This is a genomic window from Nonomuraea sp. ZG12, from assembly GCF_052068115.1.
GTDB lineage: Bacteria > Actinomycetota > Actinomycetes > Streptosporangiales > Streptosporangiaceae > Nonomuraea.
Genome location: NZ_JBQHCW010000014.1, coordinates 23,829 through 43,084 on the forward strand (window position 1 = coordinate 23,829; position 19,256 = coordinate 43,084).

General features: G+C 70.3%; 21 protein-coding genes and 1 riboswitch. Of the genes, 10 read left to right on the top strand and 11 right to left on the bottom strand.

What is annotated here, in order from left to right; all coding sequences use genetic code 11:
* Positions 1-36 precede the first annotated feature (36 nt).
* From ACTMTF_RS30825 to ACTMTF_RS30835, 3 genes are all read right to left on the bottom strand, one after another.
* On the bottom strand, positions 37-1,302 hold the full coding sequence (locus ACTMTF_RS30825; protein WP_441113813.1) for a S8 family serine peptidase: 1,266 nt from the start codon (positions 1,300-1,302) through the stop codon (positions 37-39).
* On the bottom strand, positions 1,299-1,871 hold the full coding sequence (locus ACTMTF_RS30830; RefSeq protein WP_441113814.1) for a hypothetical protein: 573 nt from the start codon (positions 1,869-1,871) through the stop codon (positions 1,299-1,301). The genes ACTMTF_RS30825 and ACTMTF_RS30830 overlap by 4 nt, the downstream gene beginning before the upstream one ends.
* 127 nt (positions 1,872-1,998) lie before the next feature.
* The gene (locus tag ACTMTF_RS30835; RefSeq protein ID WP_397017778.1) at positions 1,999-2,805 is read right to left on the bottom strand and encodes an S-adenosyl-l-methionine hydroxide adenosyltransferase family protein; all 807 of its coding nucleotides are present in this window, start codon (positions 2,803-2,805) and stop codon (positions 1,999-2,001) included.
* Positions 2,806-2,929: 124 nt separating this feature from the next.
* Here ACTMTF_RS30835 and ACTMTF_RS30840 point away from each other — a divergent pair, with 124 nt between their 5' ends.
* Genes ACTMTF_RS30840 through ACTMTF_RS30850 form a run of 3 tightly spaced genes read left to right on the top strand, consistent with a single transcriptional unit; the run spans position 2,930 to position 4,673 of the window.
* Positions 2,930-3,232: a DUF3263 domain-containing protein gene (locus ACTMTF_RS30840; RefSeq protein ID WP_441113815.1), complete on the top strand. Its 303-nt coding sequence runs from the start codon at positions 2,930-2,932 to the stop codon at positions 3,230-3,232.
* Between the two features lie 39 nt (positions 3,233-3,271).
* Positions 3,272-4,042 carry a trehalose-phosphatase gene (gene otsB / locus ACTMTF_RS30845; RefSeq protein ID WP_441113816.1) on the top strand — a complete coding sequence of 257 codons (771 nt, stop codon included), beginning with the start codon at positions 3,272-3,274 and terminating at the stop codon, positions 4,040-4,042.
* 34 nt (positions 4,043-4,076) lie between these two features.
* On the top strand, positions 4,077-4,673 hold the full coding sequence (locus ACTMTF_RS30850; RefSeq protein ID WP_441113817.1) for a hypothetical protein: 597 nt from the start codon (positions 4,077-4,079) through the stop codon (positions 4,671-4,673).
* Positions 4,674-4,679: 6 nt separating this feature from the next.
* Here the strand turns inward: ACTMTF_RS30850 and ACTMTF_RS30855 are convergent, their stop codons facing one another.
* Positions 4,680-6,104 (bottom strand): alpha,alpha-trehalose-phosphate synthase (UDP-forming), encoded by a 1,425-nt coding sequence (locus ACTMTF_RS30855; protein WP_441113818.1) that lies wholly within the window; start codon positions 6,102-6,104, stop codon positions 4,680-4,682.
* Between the two features lie 31 nt (positions 6,105-6,135).
* Here ACTMTF_RS30855 and ACTMTF_RS30860 point away from each other — a divergent pair, with 31 nt between their 5' ends.
* The 5 genes from ACTMTF_RS30860 to groL all read left to right on the top strand — a co-directional run bounded on the left by ACTMTF_RS30860 (position 6,136) and on the right by groL (position 10,837).
* Positions 6,136-6,690, top strand: a complete 555-nt coding sequence (locus tag ACTMTF_RS30860) for an RNA polymerase sigma factor (RefSeq protein ID WP_397017773.1) — start codon at positions 6,136-6,138, stop codon at positions 6,688-6,690.
* 84 nt (positions 6,691-6,774) lie between these two features.
* A riboswitch (SAM riboswitch) is annotated at positions 6,775-6,916 on the top strand.
* 13 nt (positions 6,917-6,929) lie between these two features.
* Positions 6,930-8,162 carry a threonine synthase gene (gene thrC / locus ACTMTF_RS30865; protein ID WP_441113819.1) on the top strand — a complete coding sequence of 411 codons (1,233 nt, stop codon included), beginning with the start codon at positions 6,930-6,932 and terminating at the stop codon, positions 8,160-8,162.
* A gap of 25 nt (positions 8,163-8,187) precedes the next feature.
* Positions 8,188-8,463 (top strand): MoaD/ThiS family protein, encoded by a 276-nt coding sequence (locus ACTMTF_RS30870; protein WP_441113820.1) that lies wholly within the window; start codon positions 8,188-8,190, stop codon positions 8,461-8,463.
* Positions 8,464-8,706: 243 nt separating this feature from the next.
* On the top strand, positions 8,707-8,910 hold the full coding sequence (locus ACTMTF_RS30875; protein ID WP_148035128.1) for a cold-shock protein: 204 nt from the start codon (positions 8,707-8,709) through the stop codon (positions 8,908-8,910).
* 298 nt (positions 8,911-9,208) lie between these two features.
* Positions 9,209-10,837 (top strand): chaperonin GroEL, encoded by a 1,629-nt coding sequence (gene groL / locus ACTMTF_RS30880; protein ID WP_441113821.1) that lies wholly within the window; start codon positions 9,209-9,211, stop codon positions 10,835-10,837.
* Positions 10,838-11,141: 304 nt separating this feature from the next.
* On the opposite strand, the gene ACTMTF_RS30885 is transcribed toward groL, so the two are convergent.
* Together ACTMTF_RS30885 and ACTMTF_RS30890 are read right to left on the bottom strand one after the other, a co-directional pair.
* Complete coding sequence (locus tag ACTMTF_RS30885; RefSeq protein WP_441113822.1) at positions 11,142-11,489, bottom strand: nuclear transport factor 2 family protein; 348 nt, start codon at positions 11,487-11,489, stop codon at positions 11,142-11,144.
* On the bottom strand, positions 11,486-12,316 hold the full coding sequence (locus ACTMTF_RS30890; protein ID WP_441113823.1) for an NAD(P)H-binding protein: 831 nt from the start codon (positions 12,314-12,316) through the stop codon (positions 11,486-11,488). Before ACTMTF_RS30890 ends, ACTMTF_RS30885 begins: the two co-directional genes overlap by 4 nt.
* Positions 12,317-12,397: 81 nt before the next feature.
* Here ACTMTF_RS30890 and ACTMTF_RS30895 point away from each other — a divergent pair, with 81 nt between their 5' ends.
* Positions 12,398-13,381, top strand: a complete 984-nt coding sequence (locus tag ACTMTF_RS30895) for an AraC family transcriptional regulator (protein WP_441113824.1) — start codon at positions 12,398-12,400, stop codon at positions 13,379-13,381.
* 47 nt (positions 13,382-13,428) lie between these two features.
* Here ACTMTF_RS30895 and ACTMTF_RS30900 read toward each other — a convergent pair whose 3' ends face one another.
* From ACTMTF_RS30900 to ACTMTF_RS30910, 3 genes are all read right to left on the bottom strand, one after another.
* Positions 13,429-13,875 (bottom strand): GNAT family N-acetyltransferase, encoded by a 447-nt coding sequence (locus ACTMTF_RS30900; protein ID WP_441113825.1) that lies wholly within the window; start codon positions 13,873-13,875, stop codon positions 13,429-13,431.
* A gap of 37 nt (positions 13,876-13,912) precedes the next feature.
* Positions 13,913-14,443, bottom strand: a complete 531-nt coding sequence (locus tag ACTMTF_RS30905; protein WP_441113826.1) for a YbhB/YbcL family Raf kinase inhibitor-like protein — start codon at positions 14,441-14,443, stop codon at positions 13,913-13,915.
* A gap of 84 nt (positions 14,444-14,527) precedes the next feature.
* A complete protein-coding gene (locus ACTMTF_RS30910; RefSeq protein WP_441113827.1) occupies positions 14,528-16,525 on the bottom strand; it encodes a HelD family protein in 1,998 nt (665 codons plus the stop codon).
* Between the two features lie 113 nt (positions 16,526-16,638).
* On the opposite strand from ACTMTF_RS30910, the gene ACTMTF_RS30915 reads away from it, so the two are divergent.
* Positions 16,639-16,974 (top strand): hypothetical protein, encoded by a 336-nt coding sequence (locus tag ACTMTF_RS30915; protein WP_441113828.1) that lies wholly within the window; start codon positions 16,639-16,641, stop codon positions 16,972-16,974.
* Between the two features lie 208 nt (positions 16,975-17,182).
* On the opposite strand, the gene ACTMTF_RS30920 is transcribed toward ACTMTF_RS30915, so the two are convergent.
* Entirely contained in the window at positions 17,183-18,835 is a 1,653-nt protein-coding gene (locus ACTMTF_RS30920; RefSeq protein WP_397014665.1) for a DNA repair helicase XPB, read from the bottom strand.
* A 70-nt stretch (positions 18,836-18,905) separates the two neighbouring features.
* Positions 18,906-19,256 carry a hypothetical protein gene (locus ACTMTF_RS30925; protein ID WP_397014663.1) on the bottom strand — a complete coding sequence of 117 codons (351 nt, stop codon included), beginning with the start codon at positions 19,254-19,256 and terminating at the stop codon, positions 18,906-18,908.

Consider the following 19,256-nt stretch of genomic DNA (forward strand, 5'->3'; position numbering starts at 1 on the left):
GCGCCGAGTAGTCAGGCGCCGAGGCCCTCCACGGGATCACCGTGGGGGGTCTCGGCGTTCGTCGGGTCCGTACCAGCAGTGACGCCGCCGCTGCCGCCCGACCACCCGGGCGGACAGCCCCGCCACCAGCAGCACCATGCCCACCACCACGGCCATCCGCGAGGCGGGCGGCTCGGCGGGCGGCCCGTCGCCGAAGTATCCGCCCGGCAGCGGGGGCATCGAGACAGCGCCGGACCCGCCGGGCAGCGCGGGCAGTGTGGGCGTCGCGGCCAGCCGTCCCGCCTCGCGCAGGGCCAGCACCGCGTTCGCCACCCCGTGCCCGTAGGCCCTGTCGTAACCGCCGGGCGGCCGTTGCCGGGTGCCGCGCTCGATGGCCCGGCGCACCTTGAAGGGCGACAGCTCCGGATGGGCCGACTTGATCAGCGCGGCGATGCCCGCGACCATGGCCGCCGCGGAGCTGGTGCCGTCGCCTACCACGTAGTCGCCGAAGGCGCTCGCGGTGACGATCCCCGTGCCGGGCGCCACGACCGACAGATAGTCCCGCCGGTTGGAGAACCCGGCCGGTCTGAGCCGTCTGTCGATCGCGCCGACGGCGATCACGCCCGGGTAGGCGGCGGGAAAGGTCTTCTTGTTGGCCGTGTCGCCGTCGTTGCCGGAGGAGGCCACGAGGACGACTCCGTGGGTGATGGCGTACTGCACGGCCTCCTCCTCGGGGGCCGAGCCCTCCCACGCGCCGCTGCCTCCGCCCAGCGACATGCTGATCACGTCCGCGCCGTGGTCGACCGCGTAGCGGATGCCCTTGGCCAGTGCGTGACGCCCGCCCGCGCGCAGTCGCTCGCGGCGTGGGTCGGAGCTCTCCAGCGTGACCCTGACCGACAGCACCCTCGCCGCGGGAGCCACGCCGATCACCCCGAGGTCCGGGCCGTGGCCACGGCCGGCGATCAGGCTGGCCATGGCCGTGCCGTGGTGCCCCCACATGCCGCCGGTCGTGGAGGCGCCGGTCAGGTCGGGGCCCTGCACCACGGCGCCGCCGAGGTCCGGATGGTCGCCGCGGACGCCGGTGTCGAGCACCGCCACCAGCACGCCCTCGCCCCTGCTCGTCCGCCACGCCTCGGGCAGCCGCAGCAGGGAGATCTGCCACTGCCGGGCCCGCGCCATGGCGCCCACGTCGTCGTGGACCGTCTCCTGCGCGGACACCCTCGCCGTGGTGCCGCCGGCGGGCAGCGCCGCCACGCAGACCAGCAGCAGCAGGGGCATCAGCGGCAGCAGGACGGTTCGCGGCGGGCGCCGCCCGCGCCTCATCCGGTCAGACCTCGGTGCAGCTCGACGGCGAGTTGCCTGGCGATGCCGCGCAGCCGGCTGCCGGCCCGGTCGCCCGGCCGGTACGGCCTGCCGTCGGCGTGCCCGGCGGCCGTGGCCACCAGGTAGCGCTCGTGCGAGGCGATCACCACCCCGGTGACGTACTGGAGCTCGCCGAAGCGCTCGGCGGGCCCGCCGGGGAAGGCCACCGGCCGCACCGTGGGCGGCCGGGAGGTGCCGGACACCGCGGGCTCGCCGTAGCCGGTCAGGACGGCGATGCCGACCGTGGCCACGAAGGTGGACGTGCTGTCGGCGTACGTGGCGCGCAGGGCGGTGACGCACGACGGACGCGCGGGAAGCGCGCCGGGGTGGAACGCGGACCGGCAGGGCGCCTCGGGCGCGACGCCGGTCAGCAGGTAGGTGACCCGGGCCCCTGAGGGACTGATGCCGGGCACGGCCGCCGGGAAGACCCGGGAGACCGGCCACGAGCGCCAGCGGTCGGGGACGGGCGGTCCGGTGGCTGGCCAGACCGCGAACAGTATGGAGATCAGGACAACGCAGACGTGATGCACGGCGACCTCGAACGGGGGGAGGGGGCGCCCGAACTGCCGTGCATTCTGACACGCGATCGATGATTCAATCCGACGCTTCGGTAAACAGTCCGATACGCCGTGTAATTACCGTTCTGTGGCTTTCGTCTTAGCTCGTGGGGGAAAGCCTGACATGTGCACCTGGTGGCAGGCCCAGTCGCTGCGCCGCGTCACCGCTGTTCACGGCGAAGGCGATCAGCCCCGCCGAGTCCGCGAAGGCCACCAGCTCGCCCGGCGGCACCGCAGTGTACGACTCGCGGTAGGGCATCGACAGGCGGCGCCTGCCCAGCATCACCCCGAGCGTGTCGCCCACCCGCACCCCCAGCGCCTCCAGGTCGCCCGCCGAGATCGACAGCTGGGTGTTGCCGTAGCGGTCGACCGAGACGACCTCGCCCTCCACCGCCCCCTCGCGCAGCACCGAGGTCGGCTCCGGCAGCGCCACCAGCCGCTCCAGCGGCACCGCAGGGCCCAGGTCGGCCGGGTCGAGCCCGCCGCACAACCGCCCCGCGACCGGGGCGTACACGTCGCGGCCGTGGAAGGTGGGCGAGACCGGCCGCAGGAAGTGACGCTCGTCGCTGATCTCGTACGCCGCCCGCGCGCCGCCGCTGGCGTGGATCGCCCACGACAGCAGCCCGTTGTCCGGCCCCACGAACACGCTGCCGCCCGCCTCCACGGCCACCGCGCGCCGCGCCACGCCCGCCCCGGGGTCGACCGCGCCGATATGCACCCCGCTGGGTAGGTACGGGATCGTCTGGGCGAGAATCGCCGCACCGCGCCGTACATCACCAGAAGGGACGAGGTGGCACACGTCGATCACCCGGGCCGACGGCGCGATCGTGGCGATCACTCCGTGGCAGGCGGCGACGTAGCCGTCCTCCAGCCCGTAATCGGTGAGAAGCGTGATGACAGAGGTCACACCTGGTGACTGTACGTCTCCCGATACGCCATGAACAGCCGCACCACGCACATTACGATGGCGACGGGCCCCGTGCGCCGCCAATCTCTACGGTGCTCGCGCGCCCCTTCCCGAGGAGGACACCATGGACACTGCGCCGGCCGGCGGTGACAGTGCTGCCCCAGGACCCGATCGACAGCCCCTCACGGACCGCGAGCTCGAGCTCCTCGCCTTCGAACGCCACTGGTGGCGCTACGCGGGCGCCAAGGAGCAGGCCATCAAGGAGACCTTCGGGTTCTCCACCACCCGCTACTACCAGTTGCTCGGCGAATTGATCGACAGACCTGAAGCCCTGGAGCAGGACCCGATGCTGGTCAAACGCCTGCGCAGGATCCGCGCCGGCCGCCAGCGAGAGCGCGCGGCCAGGCGCTTCGGCATGCGTCCCTGACACGCTGGGTAGGGCAGGCGCGTGACGAACATCCCTGGTATGGAAGCGATCCTGAAAGATCCGACGGGCGCCGTGATCGGGCTCGACTTCGACGGGACCCTGTCCCCGATCGTGGCCGACCCCGCGACGGCCCGCGTCCATCCCGACGCGCCTGCCGTCCTCGCCGAGCTCGGCGAGTACGTCAACGCGGTGGTCATCGTGACCGGCAGGCCGGCGGCCACCGCACTTCAGCTGGGCCCCGGGCTGGAGCGCGTGCCGGGCCTGGTGGTGCTCGGCCACTACGGGTTCGAGCGGTGGGAGAACGGCCAGATCTCCGCCCCACCGCCCCCGGCCGGAGTGCCGAGGGCCGAGGCCGAGCTGCCGCTGCTGCTCGACTCCCTCGGCCTGCCCGGCGTGACGGTCGAGGACAAGGGCCGCGCGGTGGCTGTCCACACCCGGCGCGACGCCGACCCCGAAGGCGCGCTGGCCGCGCTGCGCGAGCCGATGGCCAAGCTGGCCGAGAAGCACGGCCTGGTCGTCGAGCCGGGCCGGCTGGTGCTGGAGCTCAGGCCGCCGGGCATGGACAAGGGGCACGCGCTCAGCCTGTTCCTGGCCGAACGGGCCGCCAGGTCCGTGCTGTTCGCCGGCGACGACCTGGGCGATCTGGCCGCTTTCGACGCGGTCAGGGCGTCCGGCCTGCCCGGCGTGACGGTCTGCAGCGGCTCGGCCGAGGTGACCGCGCTGGCCGAGCGGGCGGACATCGTGGTGGACGGCCCTGACGGGGTGTTGGCGCTGCTGAGAGAGCTGACGACGGCTTTCAGTCGATCGTGAGTGGCTTGCAAGTGCCTCGTTCTAACGTCGCCTCATGTCGAAGCGATCCCTTGCCGTCGTGGCGGTGGCCGCGGCTGCCGTCCTCATGGCGCCCGCCACCGCCACCGCCACTGCCACCGCTGCCGCCCCCGCCCACCAGCTGAAACTGCGCAACGGCCTGACCCTCTACCTGCCGATGAAGTGGCGGATCCACGGCGGCGGCACCGACTGGATCCACGTCGTCACCGGCAAGTGCGCCCACCCCGAGGGCGGCTTCTTCACCACGGACTGCAAGGGATTCTGGATCCTCGGACCGAAGGCGATCAAGCTGGGGGCCGAGGGGTTCGGGCCGTACAACGTGGACCGGGGCGGCTACTACCCCGCCTCGGACGTGCAGCGGTGCCCGGTCGACGGCAAGCTCCTGCGCGTGGAGAAGATCGGCCCGCACAAGAAGGGGCTGCGCCAGGTCGGGCCCGGCCACAAGGCCGCCTACCACGAGTTCCAGACCCGCTGCCGGACCCACTCGGGCAAGATCACCAGCACCCGCTTCACCACGCGCGAGTGGTATCTGCCGAAGACCAAGATCCTCGTCGTCGACACCTGGAAGACCCCAGGGCTGGCCACCGCCCTCCGGAACGCCGACTGGAACTGACCGGCCTCAGCCCAGCGCGTCGAGCTGGGCGGCCAGCCACTTCTGCGGGGGCAGCGCGGTGGCGGCCGACTCCAGCCCCTCGCGGCGGCGGGCCCGCTCCTCCTCCGGCATGACCAGCGCCTGGTGCAGCGCGCCGGCCGTGCCGCTGATGTCGTAGGGATTCACCATGAGCGCGTGCGGCCCGAGCTCGGCCGCCGCGCCCGCCTCGCGGGACAGCACCAGCGCGCAGCGCGGCGACAGGACCGGGCCCTCCTTGGCGACCAGGTTCATGCCGTCGCGGATCGGGTTGACCAGCAGCACGTCGGCCATCCGGTAGGCGGCCAGGGAGCGGGGATAGTCGTCCTCGACGTTGAGGATCAGCGGATCCCAGTCCTCCGTGGCGTACTCGTCCTCGATCTCCTGCGCGCAGCGCTGCACCGACGCGGTGTACTCGCGGTATTCGGGCAGGTCGTGCCTGCTGGGATAGGCGAACGCCAGGTGCACCACGCGACCGTGCCACTCGGGATGGGCGGCCAGGAACTCGCGGTAGGCGAGCAGGCCGCGCACGATGTTCTTCGACAGCTCGGTGCGGTCGATGCGCACGATGAGCCGGCGCTCGCCCACCTGCTCCCGCAGCGCCGCCATGTGGGACTCGACGTCCGGCTCGCCCGCTCGCGTCCACAGCGCCTTGCCGTCGACGCCCAGCGGGTGCACGCCGACGCGGGTGACCCGTCCCTCATGCGTGATCGTACGGTCCACCCGGTTCACCCGCGCGCCCAGCACGGCCTCGCAGCAGTCCATGAACGCCCCCGCCCACCGGTGGGTGAGGAAGCCCGCGTGATCGGCCCCCAGGATGCCCTCCAGGACCTCGCCGGCCACCTCGTCGGGCAGCAGCGAGAAGTACTCCGGCGGCGCCCACGGGGTGTGGCTGAAGTGCGCGATGCGCAGATCCGGCCGCTCGGCCCGGAGCATCGCCGGGGTCAGCGTCAGGTGATAGTCCTGCACCATCACGCGCGCGCCGTGCCCGGCCTCCTCGGCCAGCGCCAGTGCGAACGCCCCGTTGTAGTCGCGGTAGGACTCCCAGTCGCGCTGGAACCTGGTGCCGAAGTGGGGTGCGTTGGGGATGTCGTAGAGCAGGTGGTTGACGAACCACAGGGTGGAGTTGGCCACGGAGTTGTAGGCGCGGTGGAAGACGGCCGGCGCGATCTCGAGCATCCGCAGCGCCCCGGTCTCGTAGCCGGCGTGGTCGAGCCTGCCGCCGGGGGCCTGGCGGACGGCGCCGCGATCGCCGTCGGACAGGGCGGCGCACACCCAGAGCACGCCCTCGTCCTTGGCCACGCCGGACAGGCCCGACACGAGCCCGCCACCACCGCGTTTCATGGTCAGGTCACCGTCCTCGGATACGGTGAACGAGACCGGGCCTCTGTTCGAGGCGAGCAGGATGCTGTTCATTAAAGCTCCCTCCGACCTTAGGATCCCAGCTATGGCGCTTGATGAGCTAACCGAGGAACTGGCCCGCTCCGCCGCCGTCGGAGATCATCGCGCACTCGGCGAACTCCTGCGGAGGATCGAGCCGGACGTGCTGCGGCACTGCGCCCGCATCCTGCCCTACCACCAGGACGCGGAGGAGGCGGCGCAGGACACCTTGCTCGCCGTCGCGCGCAACATCGGGCGGTTCGAGGGGCGGGCCAGGTTCAGCACCTGGCTGCACATCGTGACCGCCAACTGCGCGCGCACCACCTACCGGTCGCTGAAGCGCAGGTCGGCCGAGCAGACCTCCGACGAGCTGCCCATGCAGAAGCCCGACGTCCGCCGGGTCAGCGTGATCGCCGGATCGCGGCTCGACCTGCTCGACGCCATGGAGGCGCTGGAGGCCGACAAGCCCGATCTGGCCCAGGCGCTGGTGCTGCGCGACATCGTCCAGCTCGACTACAGCGAGGTGGCCGAGCAGCTCAAGATCCCGCTCGGCACCGCCAAGTCGCGTATCCACCAGGCCCGCAAATATGTCCAGGCGGCGCTGGGCGAAGACTACCGATGAGACCTCGTATCTCGCATACTGAGATGACCGGGCAGGTCACGCGATTGATTGGGTAGAGTCCGGTCAGCAGCAACAACTGAATATTGCTCATCCAGAGGGGTGGAGGGACCGGCCCTGCGAAGCCCCGGCAACCCTCCCGGCTTGTGACTCGCGACCTGGCGAGGCCGACCGGGACTAGGTGCCAATTCCGGTCCGTGGTCAGGGTGGCCACGGGCGAAGATGAGGGAAGGCCTCGCTTCATGTCGCTCGACTTCGGTCCCGCCGTCGCTCTCTCCTGCCGCGAGTGCGGCACCCGCTATCCGCTCGGCCCGAGCTTCGCCTGTGCGGAGTGTTTCGGGCCGCTCGAAGCGGCCTACGATTTCGGCAACGTCACCCGGGCCTCCATCGAGGCCGGACCGGCCAACATCTGGCGGTACCGCGCGCTCCTGCCGGTGCCGGCCGACGTCGCCACCAAGCCCAACATGAACCCCGGCTGGACCAAGCTGGTCAAGGCGGGCAACCTCGGCAAGGCGCTGGGCATCAGGTCCCTCCACGTGAAGGACGACTCCGGCAACCCCACCCACTCCTTCAAGGACCGGGTGGTGGCCATCGCCGTCGAGGCGGCGCGCAACTTCGGCTTCCACACCCTGTCCTGCTCCTCCACCGGCAACCTGGCCGGCGCCGTGACGGCCGCGGCCGCCAGGGCCGGGCTGGACGCCTGCGTGTTCATCCCCGCGGGGCTGGAGCAGGCCAAGATCGCCATGGCCCGCGTGTTCGGCGGCAGGCTCGTCGGCATCGAGGGCACCTACGACGAGGTCAACCGGTTCTGCTCCGAGCTCATCGGTGACCCGATGGGCGACAAGTGGGGCTTCGTCAACGTCAACCTGAGGCCCTATTACGCCGAGGGCTCCAAGACGCTCGCCTACGAGATCGCCGAGCAGCTCGGCTGGAAGCTGCCCGAGCAGATCATCATCCCGGTGGCCTCCGGCTCCCAGCTCACGAAGATCGACAAGGGCTTCAAGGAGCTGATCGAGCTCGGGCTCGTCGAGGACGGCCCGTACAAGATCTACGGCGCGCAGGCGCTCGGCTGCTCGCCGGTGTCCACGGCCTACAAGGCGGGCCACGACGTGGTCCAGCCGGTCAAGCCCGACACCATCGCCAAGTCGCTGGCCATCGGCAACCCCGCCGACGGCCCTTACGTGCTCGACATCGCCCGCCGCACCGGCGGCGCGGTGGAGGACGTGACGGACCCCGAGATCGTCGCCGCGATCAAGCTGCTGGCCTCGACCGAGGGCATCTTCGCCGAGACGGCGGGCGGCGTCACGGTGGGCGTGCTGAAGAAGCTCGTCGACACCGGGCGGCTCGACCCGGAGCTGGAGACCGTGGTGCTCAACACCGGCGACGGGCTCAAGACGCTCGACGTCATCGCCGACGACGCCCAGCCCACGGCCGTGATCCGGCCCTCTCTCGACGCGTTCCGCGCGACTGTCTGACAATCAGGAAAGGCGAGGTTAATTCATGAGTGTTTCTGTGCGGATTCCCACCATCCTTCGCACCTACACCGGCGGTAACGCGGAGGTGAGTGGAGAGGGCGCGACCCTGCGTGACGTGCTCGCCAAGCTCGACTCCGACTACCCGGGGATTGGCGCCCGCATTCTCGATGAATCGGGCAAGATTCGGCGTTTTGTCAACGTTTATGTTGGCGAAGAGGACGTCCGTTTTGCCCAGGGCCTTGACACTCCGGCCCCTGAAGGCACTCAGGTCTCCATCATCCCGGCGGTCGCCGGCGGCTGAACCCGGTCACTGAAGAAGGCGCCCGCATGCGGGCGCCTTCTCTTTTTTCCGCAATCAAATTCAAGGTTGAACTACTTTCCGCACATGGTGAAATTTCCGGTTTGTCGGTTGACTCTGGTGCCAAACGTCGTGTCGCAGGTATGGTCGAGTGCGGTCGTCTGACTGATTCCCCAATTGTCACGACGATTGTGGGTCTCGCGGAGGAATGGGCGGGACCTATGAGCCCAGTAAGAGGAGTCGGAAGTGGCGCAGGGCACCGTCAAATGGTTCAACGCGGACAAGGGCTACGGCTTCATCGCGGTAGACGGTGGTAAGGATGTATTCGTCCATTACTCGGCAATCATGATGGATGGCTATCGATCTCTCGAACAGGGGCAACGGGTCGAGTTCGAGATCACGCAGGGCCAGAAGGGGCCGCAGGCGGAGTCCGTCCGTGCGGTCGCGTAGCTGGTAAGCCCCGGCAGCCCGCACGTCAGCGCAGTGCGTGCGGCCTGCCACCCCCTCGGTGTACGGCGGGCCGCCCTGGCCCGCCGTTCGCGCTGTACGGACTTGACCTGGGCGTGGGTGACGTCAGCTTGCACTCGACAGGGTAGAGTGCTAAACAATTCGTTGGCACTCTCTGTTGCAGAGTGCCAACCTGGGATCGAGACGATGGGGTCTGCCGACGGAGTTGCGGACCCACATGCCGTCGCGGGCGTCGGCTCGGTCCACAGCCAGCCACCCTGCAACTGGGAGGTCCAGCCTTATGGCAGCCAAGATGATCGCGTTTGACGAGGAAGCCCGGCGCGGTCTCGAGCGTGGTATGAACCAGCTCGCCGACGCCGTCAAGGTGACCCTGGGGCCCAAGGGCCGCAACGTCGTACTGGAGAAGAAGTGGGGCGCCCCCACGATCACCAACGACGGTGTGTCGATCGCCAAGGAGATCGAGCTCGAGGACCCGTGGGAGAAGATCGGCGCGGAGCTGGTCAAGGAAGTCGCCAAGAAGACGGACGACGTCGCTGGTGACGGCACCACGACCGCCACCGTGCTCGCCCAGGCGCTGGTGCGCGAGGGCCTGCGCAACGTCGCCGCCGGCGCGAACCCGATGGCCCTGAAGAAGGGCATCGAGGCCGCTGTCGAGCGGGTGAGCGAGGAGCTGTCCAAGCTCGCCAAGGACGTGGAGACCAAGGAGCAGATCGCTTCGACGGCCTCCATCTCCGCCGCCGACCCCGAGATCGGGGCGCTCATCGCCGAGGCGATGGACAAGGTCGGCAAGGAAGGCGTCATCACCGTCGAGGAGAGCAACACCTTCGGTCTGGAGCTTGAGCTCACCGAGGGCATGCGCTTCGACAAGGGCATGACGTCGATGTACTTCGTCACGGACTCCGACCGTATGGAGGCCGTGCTCGAGGACCCGTACATCCTGATCGTCAACTCGAAGGTCTCGGCGAACAAGGACCTGCTGCCCCTGCTCGACAAGGTCGTGCAGTCCGGCAAGCCGCTCCTGATCATCGCCGAGGACGTCGAGGGCGAGGCGCTGGCGACCCTGGTCGTCAACAAGATCCGCGGCCTGTTCCGCTCGGTGGCCGTCAAGGCCCCCGGCTTCGGTGACCGCCGCAAGGCCATGCTCGGCGACATCGCCACCCTCACCGGTGGTCAGGTCATCGCCGAGGAGGTCGGTCTCAAGCTGGAGAACGCCACGCTCGACCTGCTGGGCCGCGCCCGTAAGGTCGTGGTGACCAAGGACGAGACGACGATCGTCGACGGTGCCGGTGACGCCGACCAGATCGCCGGCCGGGTCAACGAGATCCGCGCCGAGATCGACCGCACCGACTCCGACTACGACCGCGAGAAGCTCCAGGAGCGTCTCGCCAAGCTGGCCGGCGGCGTCGCCGTCATCAAGGCCGGCGCGGCGACCGAGGTGGAGCTCAAGGAGCGCAAGCACCGCATCGAGGACGCCGTGCGTAACGCCAAGGCGGCCGTCGAGGAGGGCATCGTGCCCGGCGGTGGCGTCGCGCTGCTGCAGGCCGGCGCCAAGGCGTTCGACAAGCTCGAGCTCCTGGGCGACGAGGCCACCGGTGCCGCGATCGTGCGCAAGGCTCTGGAGGAGCCGCTCAAGCAGATCGCGGTCAACGCCGGCCTCGAGGGCGGCGTCGTGGTCGAGAAGGTGCGCAACCTCACCCCCGGTGAGGGCCTCAACGCGGCCACCGGCGAGTACGTCAACATGTTCCAGGCGGGCATCATCGACCCGGCCAAGGTGACGCGCTCCGCGCTGCAGAACGCCGCTTCCATCGCGGCGCTCTTCCTCACCACCGAGGCCGTCATCGCCGAGAAGCCCGAGAAGTCCCCCGCAGCCCCCGCCGGCATGCCCGGTGGCGGCGACATGGACTTCTAGCCCTTCAGTACCACGCGCCGGGTTTTTCCGGCACGTACAGCACCACATCAGAGCGGCCCGAAACCTGCCGGTTTCGGGCCGCTCTGGCGCTCTCCCCGCCTTTGCCCCGCTTTAGGCGCGGGCTTTTTTATTTACGGCCAGCCCGGTTCGACCGCCCGCCGCACAGGGCTGAGGGCCTCCAGGGAAACGGCCGCTGACCGGGTGACGGCGGGCCGCCGTTACGCGAGCCCGCACTTGACCATCCGCCGAATAACACGTCATCCCTCCACGTCCAGCCGCAGGCCCGGCCGATCGACCTAGGGAACTAGGCGAAGAAGCCGACCACCCGGCGAATGCGGTCGCCGGTGAAGTCCACGACGTCGTAGCCGGTTGCCGCAGGTGTGTCCGCGTTCGGTGCGCCCAGTTCCCAGGTGAACAGCGCCGTGTCATGGTGGGCGTTGATCACCCTGCCGAGGGTGAACACCATGTCGCCGAACTGCTCCTGGGAGCGGCCGATCGCCTCGGACAGCTCGCCGTGGCCGTGGAGACCGGCGTGGTCGGGAGCACTGTAGAACGAGTCCTCGGTGAAGACGGCCTTGATGAGGGCCTGGCGGGCGGCGGTGTCCCGCTCGTTCCAGATGTCGAGGTACCTGAGGATCAGGAGCGACCTCAACGCCAGGCCCCCGCTGCCGCCGCGCGCGCGACATAGGTCTCGAAATCGCGGGGTCGGCGGCCCAGGACGCGGTGCACGTCGTCGGTGACCTTGGCGGTCGCACCGCTGCGCATCAGGTCGAACATCTCCCCGACGTAGCTCGCGGTCTCGGGCGGGACCCCCTGCGCCACGAACGCGGTGACGTACTCCTCGGGCGAGACATCAAGGTAGCGAACCGGCCGACGCGACACCCGCGCGATCTCCTCGGTGGCCTCCCGGAACGTGAGCGCTCGCGGGCCCGACAGCTCGTAGATGCGGCCGTCGTGCCCGCGCTCGGTGAGCGTCGCCACCGCGACGTCGGCGACATCGTCCACGTCGATGAAGGGCTCCACGATGTCGCGGGCGGGCAGTGCCAGCTCACCCGCCATGATCGGGGCGTAGAAGAGGTCCTCGTCGAAGTTCTGGTTGAAGTTCGTCGGGCGCACGATTGACCACTCGACCCCGGACACGCGCACCGCCTCCTCGGCCGAGCGCATGTCCAGGCCGAAGGGGGAGTCGCCCCAGGTGTCGGCGCCGCGGCCGGACAGCAGCACGAACCGTCGCACGCCGGCGGCCACCGCCCTGGGGACGAAGTCGTGCGCGGGACCCGGCACGTCGGGCGCGATGACGTACACCGCGGAGACACCGTTGACCACGTCGTCCCAGGTGGACGGATCGGCCCAGTCGAAGCGCGCCGCACTCGATCGGGAGGCCGCCCGAACGGTCCTGCCGGCGGCCCGCAGCCTGGCGGCCACCCGTCGGCCGGTCTTTCCCGTGGCGCCCAGGACAAGGAATACGTCTTGACTCATGGTTCCCATGAAACCGTGGCGGACATGGACTCACCATGGGTCAAAACGGCGTATGCATGTCCATTCGTCTACGCTTCAGTCATGGACGCCTTTGCCGATCTCCTGCGCGGGGTACGCGCCGACGGCTCTGTCTTCGGGCACACGATGCTGTCGCCGCCGTGGTCGTTGCGGTTCGTCGACGGCGCGCCGCTGACGCTGTGCGCCCTCCTGCGAGGCGAGGGGTGGATCATGGCTGAGGCGCAGGCGCCTCAGCGCATCACGGCCGGTGAGACCGTGGTGGTGCGCGGTCCACGACCGTTCCTGTTCGTTGACGACCCGGCCACGGACGCGTCGGCGGGCATCGACTGCGGGGAGCACTGCGCCATCCCGGCGAACGGCGGCACGGTCCACCATCTCGGCTGGACGTGCGGCGACCCCGACGCGTCCACGACGCTGATCGTGGGCGCGTATCCGGTGCGCGGCGACGTCGGGCGGCGGCTGCTCAAGGCGCTGCCGCCGGTGCTGACCGTGTCGGAGGACGGCGACACCGCCGCGGTGAGCGCGTACATCGCGGCGGAGGTCGCGGCCGACCGGCCGGGACAGCAGGTGGTGCTGGACCGCCTCCTGGACTGGATGCTCGTCTGCACCCTGCGCGCGTGGTTCGACCGCCCGGAGACCAGCGCTCCGGCCTGGTACACGGCGCTGAGCGATCCGATCGTGGGCGAGGCGCTGCGCCTCATGCATGACGATCCGGCGCGCCCCTGGACGGTGGCGCAGCTGGCCTCCCGGGGCGGCGTCTCGCGCTCCGCGTTCGCGCGCCGGTTCACCACGCTCGTGGGCGAACCCCCGCTGGCCTACCTCACCCAGTGGCGCATGACCATCGCCTCGGACCTGCTCATCGAACCGGACACGACCATCGCCGACGTGGCCAAGCGGGTGGGCTTCGCCGACGCGTTCAGCTTCAGCGCGGCGTTCAAGCGCGTCAAAGGCATGAGCCCCAGCAAGCACCGGGCACAGCACACGCGACCGGTCGCATCCACCCGCTCGGCCCTCCGCACGCATGGCCAGCGTGACCTCACGCAGTAGTAGACGCCCGGCCCTGCCGGCCGTGAAGAGGACGAGCGCCCGCGTCGTCAGGGGAGCGGCTTCACCCAGCGGGACCATTCGGGTTGGGGTGCGTAGCCGACGGCGGACCAGGCCGGATGGGCGAGGGTGTTGTCCCGGAGGACCATGGCGTCGGCGCGGAAGGCGCCGAACTGGACGAAGCGGTCCTCGGCGGCCGCCAGGAGCGCGGTGGCGATGCCCTTGCGGCGGTGGGCCGGGTGGACGGCGAGGCGGTAGAGGTGGGCCCGCCAGCCGTCCCAGCCGGCGATGAGAGTCCCCACCAGCTCGCCCCCGGTAGTGCTCGGCTCGCCGAGTTCGGCGAGCAGCAGCGCGCCGGGGTCGCGGTGGAGGAGGGCGGTCACCTTGGTGGGGGAGTCGCGTCTGTCGGTGCCTTCGGCGGCCTGGAGCCAGAAGTCCAGGATGCGGTCCACGTCGTCCAGGCCGCCGGCACGGATGCTGATCCCCGGAGCGTTCATGGCCGCTGAACCTACCAGGCCCCGGAATCGGCCCGGTTCAGGTGCTGTAGAGGGCGACGATGTGGCCTCGGGCCAGGGTGTTGGCGGTGATGTTGAAGCCGACCACCGCCGGGCTGGTGTCGCTGTCCACGCCCAGGGAGTCCACCGACAGGGCGTGCACCGTGTAGACGTAGCGGTGCGGGGCCCCGGGCGGGGGCGCGGCGCCGCCGTAGGACTTGGTGCCGTAGTCCGTGCGGGCATGGGTGGCGCCCGGTGGCAGGCCCTTGAAGTCGGGGGCCGTGCCCGCTCCGGTGGGCAGCTCGGTGGCCGTGGCCGGGAGGTCGAAGAGCACCCAGTGCCAGAAGCCGCTGCCGGTCGGGGCGTCGGGGTCGAAGCAGGTCACGGCGTAGCTCCGGGTCTCGGCGGGGGCGCCGGACCAGCGCAGGTGCGGGGACAGGTTCTGGCCTCGCATGCCCCAGTCGTTGAAGACGTGGCGGTCGTTCAGCCTCTCGCCGTCGGTCAGGTCGTCGCTCTCGACCACGAGCGCGGGGACTGGCGGCAGGTATTCGTGGGGCAGCGGTGCCGGCACGGCATCCTCCTCGGTAGATCGTCCTGTCGTCATCCTAGAAGTCGAGGGGGCGGGCGCGGCCCCACCCGGGGCCGCGCCGGGGCGTCAGGCGGTCAGCTGGGCGGGCAGGGGCCTGCGGTGCAGGACCGTGAGGGAGGTGACGGCCCGGGTGAGCACCACGTACAGGCGGGCCAGGCCGCGGGGCTCCGCCTCGACGATGTCCGCCGGCTCCACCACGATCACGTGGTCGTACTCCAAGCCCTTGGCCAGCGTCGCGGGGACGATCAGCAGCCGGTGCTCGTCGGTCGAGTCGGGGCCGAGCACGACGTGCGGGACGTCGGCCAGCGAGGCGGAGGCCTCGGCGGCCATCGCGTCCGGCACGATCACGCCGATCGAGCCCTCCCTGGTCAGGACCTCGGCGACAGCCTGCCCGAGCTCGCCGTCAGGCCGTACGGACAGGGAGCCCGCGCCGGGGCGCAGCGAGCGGGGGGCGGCGAGGTCGGGGGCGATGGAGGGCAGCAGGCGGGCGGCGTAGTCGAGCACCTCGCGCGGCACGCGGAAGCCGAGCGTCAGCTCGGTGACCTCGCCCTCCTGGCCGAGGTGCTTGAGCACGGTCTGCCACGAGCTGGTCGACCAGGCGGTGGTGCCCTGGGCGAGGTCGCCGAGCACGGTGGCGGAGCCGTTGCGGCAGCGGCGGCCGAGGGCGCGCAGCTGCATCTCCGACAGGTCCTGCGCCTCGTCGACGACGAGGTGGCCGATCGAGGGCGTGCGCTCGATGAGGTCGCCGAGCTCGTCCAAGAGCGCGGCGTCCGCGGCGGACCATTTCGCGGACTTCCAGCTCCGGTACGGCTTCCGCCAAAGCAGCATTTCCTGCTCGTCGGGCGAAAAATCGGATTTGGCGGCTCGGGAGAGGAACTCCGGGTCCGACAGGAGACGGTGGAGGACCTGCTCGGGGGTGAGCTTCGGCCAGACGGCGTCCACGAGTTGCCTGACCGGCTTGGAGCGGGCCACCGCGTCCTGCACCCGGTCGTCGGGCGACTCGCCGCGCTGCTCCATCCGTACGAGGACCAGGTGCGCGAGACGCTGGGTCAGGGCCGCACGGCCGGGACCGTAGCGGGTGGTGCCGCGCAGGGAGGCCACGATCTCGCGCACCTCGTAGTCGGCCACCCGGTGGCGGTAGGCGCCCTTGCTGAAGACCAGGCCCTCCTCCGGCTTCACGATGTGCAGCCAGAGGGCGCGGCGCAGCACCTCCGCCATCCGGGCGTCGCCCTTGACGGCCGAGACCATCGGGTCCTCCGGCGTCGCGTGCTCGCCGAGCAGGCCGGACATGGTCGTCTGGTCGACCTTGACCTCGCCCAGCGCGGGCAGCACGGAGGAGATGTAGGACAGGAAGGCGCGGTTCGGGCCGACGATCATCACGCCTGACCGGGCGAGCCGCTCGCGGTGAGTGAAGAGCAGGTAGGCGGCCCGGTGCAGGCCGACCGCGGTCTTGCCGGTGCCGGGGGCGCCCTGGACGCACACGGTCTCGGTCAGGGCGGCGCGGACGATCTCGTCCTGGTCGGGCTGGATGGTGGCGACGATGTCGCGCATCGGGCCGGTGCGCGGGCGTTCGATCTCCTCGGTGAGGATCCTGGACGGGCCGATCTCGGCGCCCTGGCCCAGCGGCTCGTCCTCGAACGCGGTCAGCGCGCCGCCGTGGTAGCCGAAGCGCCGGCGCAGCGCCACGCCCATCGGGTCGGCGGGGCTGGCCTGGTAGAAGGCGCGGGACACCGGGGCGCGCCAGTCGATCACCAGCGGACGGCTGTTGCCGTCGTGCACGTGGCGGCGGCCGACGTAGATGACGGACGGCAGGTCGTCGTCCATCGAGCGGTCGAGCCGGCCGAAGAACAGCGGCGTGTCCGGATGGTCGGCCAGCGCGGCGACCCGCTGGTCGAGCAGCGACTGCAGGATCTGCTGCGAGACCCAGTCGCCGGCCGCGTCCGACGACAGCGACTGCGCGTGCGCGCGCATGGCCTGGAGCGCGGCCCTGGACTCGGCGAGATGGGTCTGTTCGGCGGCGAGCACGTCGGCGGGTATGTCGGGGGCCAGCTGGTGTGCGGGCATGCGAAAGTGCCTCCCGGAGGTGGTGGTCAAGGTAGCGAATCCATCAGCTTAGTGGGCCCGCCGACGGCCCTCCAAAGCATTTAGCCGGGCCTGTAGGAGGGTAGGAAGTCGGCGTGTCGCGCGTCCGGCTCGGTATCTCCCCGATCATCCCCACCGTCGCGAGCTTCCTGCTGGCGGCCCTCTGGAGCCTGTCGGTGTTCGCGGGCTGGGGGCTGGAGGCGTTCTGCGGCAGCGGTGAGTCGTCGTCCGCCTGCTCGCGCCGGCTGGCCACCGTCTCCACCGTGTCGGCGCTGTTCGCGGCCGTCGCCGCGAGCTTCACCCTGGCGGCGTGGCTGGTCCCGTCCGCCAGGTACGACCCGCGTCTGTTCGGCCGGCTCATGGGGACGGGCGTCGTGGCGTGGATCGCCGCCGAGGGGGTGCTTTTCCTCGGCGGCATGCTCGCGAAGTGATCGACACGGCCGCGTAACGAACCCCGGAAATACCGAAAAATCCGGGCATACCAGGTGGGAATGCCGGATCATCAGGGTATGTCGCTGCCGGATCCGGCAGTGTCGCGGAGAGGACGCAGTGAGGGGGGTGGTTCGATTGTCGACGGCCCGCGGAGTCTCGTGGACATAAGGCATTAGCGCCTGGCCGCTCCTGTCGGGCGGCCGGGCGTCACACCTCGTCGTGGATGTCGTCCGCGTCGATGATCTGGTAGGCGTATCCCTGCTCGGCCAGGAACCGCTGGCGGTGCGCCGCGAACTCCTGGTCGACCGTGTCCCTGCTCACCACCGTGTAGAAGCGCGCCCCGCCGCCGTCGGCCTTGGGCCGCAGCACCCGGCCGAGCCGCTGCGCCTCTTCCTGACGTGAGCCGAACGTCCCGGACACCTGGATCGCCACGGCCGCCTCGGGCAGGTCGATGGAGAAGTTCGCGACCTTCGACACCACCAGCACCTGGATCTCCTTGTCACGGAAGGCCTGGTAGAGGCGCTCCCGCTCCTTGATCCTGGTCTCGCCCTTGATGACCGGCGCGTTCAGCTGCTCGCCCAGCTCGTCGAGCTGGTCGATGTACTGGCCGATGACCAGCACCTGCTCGCCCAGGTGGCGGCGGACCAGCGCCTTGGTCACCTGCGTCTTGGACGGCGTGGAGGCGCAGAAGCGGTAGCGTTCCTCCGCCTCGGCCATCGCGTACGCCAGCCGCTCCTCGTCGGTGAGCGTGACGCGGACCTCGACGCAGTCGGCCGGTGCGATCCAGCCCTGGTTCTCCATCTCCTTCCAGGGCGCGTCGTAGCGCTTGGGGCCGATCAGGGAGAACACGTCACCCTCGCGGCCGTCCTCGCGCACCAGCGTCGCCGTCAGCCCGACCCGCCTGCGGGCCTGCAGGTCGGCGGTCATCCGGAAGATCGGCGCGGGCAGCAGGTGCACCTCGTCGTAGACGATCAGGCCCCAGTCGCGCGCGTCGAAGAGCTCCAGGTGGCTGTAGACGCCCTTACGCCTGGTGGTCATCACCTGGTAGGTGGCGATGGTGACCGGGCGGATCTCCTTCTTGGAGCCGGAGTACTCGCCGATCTCGTCCTCGGTCAGCGAGGTGCGCTTGAGCAGCTCCTGCCGCCACTGGTGGGCCGAGACGGTGTTGGTGACCATGATGAGCGTGGTCGCCTGGGCGTGCGCCATCGCGGCCGCGCCGACGATCGTCTTGCCGGCGCCGCACGGCAGCACCACCACGCCGGAGCCGCCGTCCCAGAACGCGTCGGCCGCATCCTGCTGGTAGGGACGCAGCGTCCAGCCGTCCTGGGTCAGGTCGATCTTGTGGTGCTCGCCGTCGACGTAACCGGCCAGGTCCTCTGCGGGCCAGCCCAGCTTGAGCAGCGCCTGCTTGACGTTGCCCCGGTCGCTCGGGTGCACGGCGACCGAGTCGGGGCCCAGGCGCTCGCCCAGCATCGGCTGGATCTTCTTCGAGCGCAGCACCTCTTCGAGCACGGCCCGGTCGGTGGAGGTCAGCATCAGGCCGTGGACCGGATCCTTCTCCAGCCGGAGCCGGCCGTAGCGGGCCATGGTCTCGGCGATGTCGACGAGCAGCGCGTGCGGCACCGGGTAGCGGCTGTGGCCGATCAGCGCGTCGATGACCTGCTCGGCGTCGTGCCCGGCGGCACGCGCGTTCCACAGCGCCAGCGGCGTGACGCGGTAGGTGTGCACGTGCTCGGGCGCGCGCTCGAGCTCGGCGAACGGCGCGATCGCCTTACGACACTCGGCGGCCTTGTCGTGATCGACCTCGAGCAGCAGCGTCTTGTCCGATTGGACGATGAGCGGGCCGTCGTTCACAGACATCCCTTCTACGGTTGACGCCTATCCAACACGCACGACGGCCGAATCAGTCCCGATCTGCGAAACGGCCCGGCTAGTCGTCGAGATAGCCGTTGACGCCGAGGAAGAGGAAGGTGCCGATGGTGAGCAGGAAACCCAGCCCGAACAGGACCCAGCTCCAGATCACCATGGTGCGGGCGGCACCGGGCTCGGTGGACGCTCGCAGGGACAGCCCGGCGAGGATCGCGCCGGGGATGGCGAGCAGGTTGCAGCAGCTGACGATGGCGATGAGGTTGAGCACGAGCGAGACGATCGCGTTGGCGTTCGGCCCGCTGTGTCGTGGGGGCGGGGGATAGCCGTAGCCGTACTGCGGAGGGGGCTGCTGGCCGTACGGCGCGCCGTAGGGCTGGTAGGGGTATCCGCCGGGGGGTTCTTCGTGGCTCAT